Source organism: Bordetella petrii, from assembly GCF_020991325.1.
Taxonomy (GTDB): Bacteria; Pseudomonadota; Gammaproteobacteria; order Burkholderiales; family Burkholderiaceae_B; genus Bordetella_A; species Bordetella_A petrii_E.
This window is the reverse complement of sequence record NZ_JAJMLX010000257.1, coordinates 1-6353: the sequence shown is the minus strand read 5'-3', so window position 1 is coordinate 6353 and position 6353 is coordinate 1. Positions and strand designations below refer to the sequence as shown.

At 65.9% G+C, this 6353-nt stretch carries 7 protein-coding genes; 5 read left to right on the top strand and 2 right to left on the bottom strand.

The window, feature by feature from the left end:
* Positions 1-625, bottom strand: a 625-nt coding sequence (locus LPZ50_RS20035; RefSeq protein WP_230664243.1) for a LacI family DNA-binding transcriptional regulator, incomplete at its 3' end; no start/stop codon positions are given.
* 219 nt (positions 626-844) lie between these two features.
* Here LPZ50_RS20035 and LPZ50_RS20030 point away from each other — a divergent pair.
* The 5 genes from LPZ50_RS20030 to LPZ50_RS20010 all read left to right on the top strand — a co-directional run bounded on the left by LPZ50_RS20030 (position 845) and on the right by LPZ50_RS20010 (position 4123).
* Positions 845-2134 carry an amidase gene (locus tag LPZ50_RS20030; protein WP_230664240.1) on the top strand — a complete coding sequence of 430 codons (1290 nt, stop codon included), beginning with the start codon at positions 845-847 and terminating at the stop codon, positions 2132-2134.
* A 235-nt stretch (positions 2135-2369) separates the two neighbouring features.
* Positions 2370-2690 carry a DMT family transporter gene (locus LPZ50_RS20025; RefSeq protein WP_230664237.1) on the top strand — a complete coding sequence of 107 codons (321 nt, stop codon included), beginning with the start codon at positions 2370-2372 and terminating at the stop codon, positions 2688-2690.
* A gap of 58 nt (positions 2691-2748) precedes the next feature.
* Positions 2749-3138, top strand: a complete 390-nt coding sequence (locus LPZ50_RS20020) for a DMT family transporter (protein ID WP_230664235.1) — start codon at positions 2749-2751, stop codon at positions 3136-3138.
* Between the two features lie 16 nt (positions 3139-3154).
* Positions 3155-3637, top strand: a complete 483-nt coding sequence (locus tag LPZ50_RS20015) for a nucleoside deaminase (RefSeq protein ID WP_230664231.1) — start codon at positions 3155-3157, stop codon at positions 3635-3637.
* Positions 3638-3724: 87 nt separating this feature from the next.
* Entirely contained in the window at positions 3725-4123 is a 399-nt protein-coding gene (locus LPZ50_RS20010; protein WP_230664228.1) for a MarR family winged helix-turn-helix transcriptional regulator, read from the top strand.
* Positions 4124-4197: 74 nt separating this feature from the next.
* Here LPZ50_RS20010 and leuA read toward each other — a convergent pair whose 3' ends face one another.
* Positions 4198-5910, bottom strand: a complete 1713-nt coding sequence (gene leuA, locus LPZ50_RS20005; RefSeq protein WP_230664246.1) for a 2-isopropylmalate synthase — start codon at positions 5908-5910, stop codon at positions 4198-4200.
* Positions 5911-6353: the final 443 nt, after the last annotated feature.

Here is a 6353-nt window from a genome sequence, read left to right as displayed (position 1 = left end):
CGCAGACCTGCGCGCCCTGCAGGCGGCGCCGGGCGCGGTCCGATGCGGGCAGCGGGCCGCTGACGAACGCAATGTGCCGATGCCCCTGGGCGGCCAGGTGCGCCACCATTTCATGGGCTGCTGCCTGGTTGTCCACCGACACGAAAGGATGTTTGCCGGATTCGTTGTACGCCAGGATGTGCGGCATGCCGGCCTCATCCAGCGCGCGCAGCGTGGCATTGCGCGCGGGGTTGCCCACGGTGAGTATCAGGCCGTCGATCTGGTGGTCGATCAGCGCCTGCACCGATTCATTTTCTACCGACGGGTCGTATCCGGTAATACCCATCATGACGCTGTAGCCCGCGGCCCGCGCATGTTGTTCGGCGCCTTCGAAACAGTCGGCAAACACGGGGTTGGTCAGGGTGGGCAGCAGCAGGCCGATGGTGCGCGTGCGCCCTGCCCTCAGGCTGCGTCCCACGCGGTTGGGGCGAAAGCCGCTGCGCTGCGCCACGGCTTCGATGCGGGCCAGGGTTTCCTGGCGTAGCAGTTCCGGCTGATTAAAGGCGCGCGACACGGTGGCCGGCGAGACGCCGGCCTTGCGCGCGATTTCCAGAATGGAAGGACGGTGCTGCGGTGTAGCGGGCATGACAGGTTCACCCATGAAAACGATTTCATTCTAGGGGTAAAGCATGACACCCAGATGTCAGCGGATACGGTATCGTGATTTCCTGATCGCGCCAATAAAAAGACATGGTGCGTTGCCGCAAGAATGCGCCTAAGGTTTGCGGCGGCGTGATGCGCCAACGTAGCAATGTCAACAGCGTGCGCTATACATAATTTGCACTGCAATACAGGGAAAGAGGGAATGGCCGTCGAACTGAACCGCCTTAGCGCCACACAGGCCGCGCTCATGCTGGCGCAACGCGAGCTGAGCGCCGAGCAACTGATGCGCGCCTGCTTCGCGCGTATCGAACAGCGCGATCCCACGGTGAAGGCCTGGGCCGCCTGCGACAAAACGCAGGCGCTGGCCCAGGCCCGCGCGCTGGACCAGTCCGCCACGCGCGGCGTGCTGCATGGCTTGCCCATGGGCGTGAAAGACATCTTCGACACGTGCGACCTGCCCACCAGCTACGGATCGCCCATCTATGCGGGCCACCGGCCGCCGCAGGACGCGGCCGCGGTGGCGCTGTGCCGCGAGGCCGGGGCTGTGGTGGCGGGCAAGACCGTGACTACCGAGTTCGCCACCTATGCTCCCGGGCCCACCCGCAATCCGTGCAACCCAGCCTATACGCCTGGGGGGTCGTCCAGCGGATCGGCCGCGGCGGTGGCCGACCACATGGTGCCCTTCGCGCTGGGCACGCAGACCGCCGGTTCCATTATCCGCCCCGCGGCGTACTGCGGCGTGGTGGGGTACAAACCGTCGTTCGGCTGCATCTCGCGCGCTGGCGTCAAGGGGCTGGCCGACATGCTGGACACGATAGGCGGGTTCGCGCGCACGGTCGACGACGTGGCGCTGTTCGCCTCGGTACTGATGCGCGATGCCACCCTGCGCGAACTGGATTACGACGCGCGGCCCCGCATCGGCATGTACCGCACCACCCAGTGGCTGCATACCTTGCCCGAAACCCGCGACGCCTACCTGCGTGCCGCCAGCCTGCTGTCGCAGGCGGGGGCCGAGGTGCATGACATGGAACTGCCGTCGGACTTGTGCGCGCTGGTGCAGGCGCACGCCGACATCATGAGCTTCCAGGCCGCCCAGTCGCTGGCCTACGAACGCACGCGCCACGCCGGGCAGCTCAGCGATGCGCTGCGCGCCATGCTGGATGTGGGCTGCCAGATCACGGCGGACGAGCACCGCGCCAACTTGGCGCGCGCCGCGCAGGGCCGCGCTCTGGTCGAGCCGTGGTTCGAGCAATACGACATCCTGCTGGCGCCCAGCGCCAGCGGCGAAGCGCCGTTCATGGCCCAGGGCACGGGCGACCCCTTGTTCTGCCGGTTGTGGACGCTGTTCGGCACGCCGTGCGTGCACCTGCCATTCGACGCGGGGCCGCAGGGCCTGCCGGTGGGCCTGCAGGCCATCGGCAAACCGGGCGAAGACCGCCGCACGCTGGCCATTGCGCGCTGGGCGCTGAACGTGTTGCGGCCCGACGCCTGACAGCCAGGGCGGCGCTGGTGCGCCGCCCATTCCCTGGGCCAGGTTCCGTCATCTGTGCGGCAGCCTGGCGGCGGCCATCCAAAAAATAGTTGACGGGATTTTCTCGTATCCATTAATATGCATGCACATGCAAATAAACGCATGTCCCGACGCGGCTCGCCGTTGCCGGGTCCACAGCCACCACCGCCGGTCGGCGCGGTGGCGTCAACCCGCACTTACTGAACAAAGGAACATCATGAGCTGGCTCTACCTTGGAATCGCCGTCATTCTCGAAGTTGCCGTGGCCATTTCGGCCGGCAAGGCAAAAGGCTTTACGCACATCGGCTGGACCGTCGCCACGCTGGTCAGCGGCGCCGTCGCCACCTTCTTCCTCAGCCTGGCCCTGCTGACATTCGACGTGGGCGTCGGCTATGCCATCTGGACCTCGGCGGCCGGCGTGGTGATCGTGGTGCTGGGCGCGCTGTTCTTCGGCCAGCGCCTGAACGCCCACAAGCTGCTGGGCATCCTGCTTGTCATCGGCGGCGTGGTCGGGCTGCGCCTGAGCGGCGCGGCCTGACGAATCCTTGCCTGCACATCTTGTCCCTGTCTTTCCAAACCTGAATAAAGGAATTCACATGACTACCTCTGTACAAAACAAATCCGGCGCCGGACGCGCCTGGACCATGCTGCTGCTGGCCGGCGTATTCGAGATCGGCTACGCGCTGGCGGTGGGCGGCAGCAAAGCCTTCACCGTGCTCAGCTGGTCGGTGGCCGCTATCGTCTTCTTCCTGCTGACGCTGTATGCATTGAGCGTGGCCTTGCGCACCATCGATGTCGGCATAGGCTACGCCGTCTGGGCGGGCATAGGTTCGGTGGGAGCCGCGGTGTTCGGCAGCCTGTTGCTGGGCCAATCCCTGACACTGCTGCAGGCCTTCTGGCTGGCTGTCATCATCGCGGGCGTGGTCTGGTTGAAGCTGGCCGACAGCATCGGCTCGCGGTCTGCCAGACGCCAGGCCGCGGCCTGATAGGCCAGGGCGCATCATGACCGCAGATTCCGCCGCCGTGCTTGCCGGACGCATGCAGGAAGCCGTGGATTTCTCGCTCGAGCACGTGCGTGGCGGCGGCATTCCGTTCACGGCATTGGTGCTGGACGCCCAGGGCGGCATTCTGGCGCGCGGCGTCAACTGCGTGCGCCGGCACCACGACCCCACCGCCCACGCCGAGGTCGAAGCGATCCGTGCCGCCTGCCGTGCCGCGGGGACGCCACAGCTTCATGGACTGACGCTGCTGGCCTCGGGCGAGCCCTGTGCCATGTGCTATCTGTGCGCGCGCCTGGCCGGCATTGCCCGCGTGCTGTACGCCGCCGACCGGGACGAAGCCGCTGCCCACGGCTTCGATTACCGCGTCGGCTACCGCTTGCTGCAGGGCGACCCGCGCAACTGGCGCCAGCCCGCGGCAGGCAAGTTATGCGTGCCGCGGCGCCTGCTGCCGTTCCAGGCATACCGCGCAGGCCCGGCATCGTAGCCGCCTGTCGCGCGCAGCCCGGTTCATGCATGCGCATACATGTGCAAAAATGACCGGTTCCACGAACAACAGATATCCTCTTACGTCATGTCCAAGAAAACCGATGCGTGGCTCAAGCTGATCCAGGTGGTTGCCCATGTCGAGGCCGGCCTGGGCAAGGTATTGCAGGCCAGCCACGGGTTGGGCTTGTCCGAATACCGTGCGCTGGAAGTGCTGGCGCGTTCACCCGATTTCGAGCTGCGCATGCAGGACCTGGCGGCCCATCTGGGGCTGAACCAGAGTTCAGTGTCGCGCATGGTCGAGCGCCTGGAACGCAGCGGGCTTACCGTGCGCGACCTGTGCCCGGATGACAAGCGCGGCGTGTATACCGTGCTGACCGAACAGGGCCGCGAGCGCCTGCAAAGCGCGCAGCCGGATTACGAAGGCGCCTTGAATGCCGCGCTGCGCGAACACGGCGCCGAGGCCTTGCTGGCGGCGCGGCGCTAGTTCAGGCCCGCGCGCAGGGCGCGCAATAAAAAGGCCTGCCGGGTAGGCAGGCCCTTCATGCCAGGATACGCGGATCACGCGGCCTGGACAGTCTCGCTTTCGCTCGAAACTTCAACTCCGCCGGCCAGGTGGCGGTTCACGGCGCTGAGCACGGCCTGGAACGACGCCGTGACGATGTCGCGGTCGATGCCCACGCCGAAGCCCGTGGCCGAATCGCCGACGCGCAATTCGACGTAGCTGGCGGCGCGCGTGTCGGTACCGGTGCCGATGGCGTGCTCGTGGTAGTCCATGATGCGCACGGGCACGTCCAGCGCGGCCACGAAGGCGGATATCGCGCCGTCGCCCGTGCCGGTAACCACGCGGCGTTCACCGTTGTAGTCCAGTTCCACCTGGATGCTGAACTGCTTGCCCTCGCCGGCGGCCGGATCGCCATCGATGCGGTGGCGCACCAGCTTCCAGGGGCTGTGCTGTTCCAGGTATTCGCGGTTGAAAATAGTGTGCACGTCGTCAGCCGTGACTTCGCGTCCGGTTTCGTCGGTGACGCGCTGGATGGCGCGGCTGAATTCGATCTGCAGGCGGCGCGGCAATACCAGGCCGTGTTCCTGTTCCAGCAGGTACGACACCCCGCCCTTGCCCGACTGGCTGTTCACGCGGATCACGGCATCGTAGCTGCGGCCCAGGTCGGCCGGATCGACAGGCAGGTACGGCACTTCCCAGACGGCGTCGGCTTTCTGTTGCGCGAAGCCCTTCTTGATGGCGTCCTGGTGCGAGCCGGAGAATGCGGTGAACACCAGGTCGCCGGCATAGGGGTGGCGCGGGTGCACGGGCAACTGGTTGCAGTATTCGGCACAGCGGCGCACTTCATCGATATCGGAAAAATCCAGGCCGGGGTGCACGCCCTGCGTGTACAGGTTCAGCGCCAGGGTTACCAGGTCGACGTTGCCGGTGCGCTCGCCGCTGCCGAACAGGCAGCCTTCGATGCGGTCGGCGCCGGCCATCACGGCGAACTCGGCGGCGGCCACGGCGGTGCCGCGGTCATTATGGGGATGCACGCTGAGCACGATGCTGTCGCGGCGCGCCAGGTTCTTGTGCATCCATTCGATCTGGTCGGCGTACAGATTGGGCGTGGTGGCCTCGACGGTGGCCGGCAGGTTCAGCACCATCTTGCGCTGCGGCGTGGCATCCCACACCTCGGCCACGGCATTGGACACGTCCAGCGCGAACTCGGGTTCGGTGGTGCTGAATACTTCGGGCGAGTACTCGTAGCGCCATTGGGTTTCCGGGTGCTGGGTCATGTATTGCTTGACCCACTGCGTGCCCGAGACGGCGATCTGCTTGATCTCGTCCTGGCTCATGTTGAACACCACTTTGCGGAACGCCGGCGCGCAGGCGTTGTACAGGTGCACCATGGCCTGCCTGGCGCCCGCGGCGGCTTCCACCGTGCGGCTGATCAGGTCTTCGCGCGACTGCGTCAGCACGATGATGGTGACGTCGTCGGGAATGCGCTTTTCATCCACCAGCTTGCGCACGAAATCGAAATCGGTTTGCGATGCCGCGGGAAACCCCACTTCGATTTCCTTGAAGCCGATTTTCACCAGCTGCTCGAAAAAGCGCAGCTTGCGTTCGACGCTCATGGGCTCGATCAGCGCCTGGTTGCCATCGCGCAGGTCGGTGCTCATCCAGATGGGGGGCTGGGTGATGCGGCGGCTGGGCCAGGTGCGTTCAGAGAAATCGCGCGCGAAGGGCGCAAACGGTACGTATTTGGTGGCGGGGTTGGCAAGCATCAGTACACCTCGATCAATATTCCCGTTGGTGGCGGGACGAATTCCGGTTTCGGTTCCGGGGAGCCCCTGTTCGCAGGCCGGGATAATGGTCCGGGGCCGTCAGCGGGCCATGGGTGGGCCGGCTGGGGTCATGCAATGAACAGGGAACAGGCTTGTGGCGAGCGTGGCTGCCGAGCTACCACAGGGCGCTAGGCCCGGCAACCGATCGGTAGGTATAGCGATAGCGCGATGAGGGAAGCGCGCAGGCCGGCGCCCGGAGCGCAGAGGCGTCCGGAGGCAATCGCGAAGGGGATTCGGATATCGGCCATAAGCCAGTAGTCAAACATATTTTCAGCCGAAGCGCAACGTCCAGGCCGGCGGCGGCTTACAAATTCGGTTCGATACGCGCCCCGGCCGGGCGGGTGTCGGGCTGCGCGGAGGCCGGTGCGCACGCGGCGCGACAATCT

Excerpts from the sequence above, each read along its gene's own strand:
- LPZ50_RS20020 (WP_230664235.1), top strand. The coding sequence starts at position 2,749 with ATGACTACCTCTGTACAAAACAAATCCGGCGCCGGACGCGCCTGGACC.
- LPZ50_RS20025 (WP_230664237.1), top strand. The coding sequence starts at position 2,370 with ATGAGCTGGCTCTACCTTGGAATCGCCGTCATTCTCGAAGTTGCCGTG.
- LPZ50_RS20015 (WP_230664231.1), top strand. The coding sequence starts at position 3,155 with ATGACCGCAGATTCCGCCGCCGTGCTTGCCGGACGCATGCAGGAAGCC.
- LPZ50_RS20030 (WP_230664240.1), top strand. The coding sequence starts at position 845 with ATGGCCGTCGAACTGAACCGCCTTAGCGCCACACAGGCCGCGCTCATG.
- LPZ50_RS20010 (WP_230664228.1), top strand. The coding sequence starts at position 3,725 with ATGTCCAAGAAAACCGATGCGTGGCTCAAGCTGATCCAGGTGGTTGCC.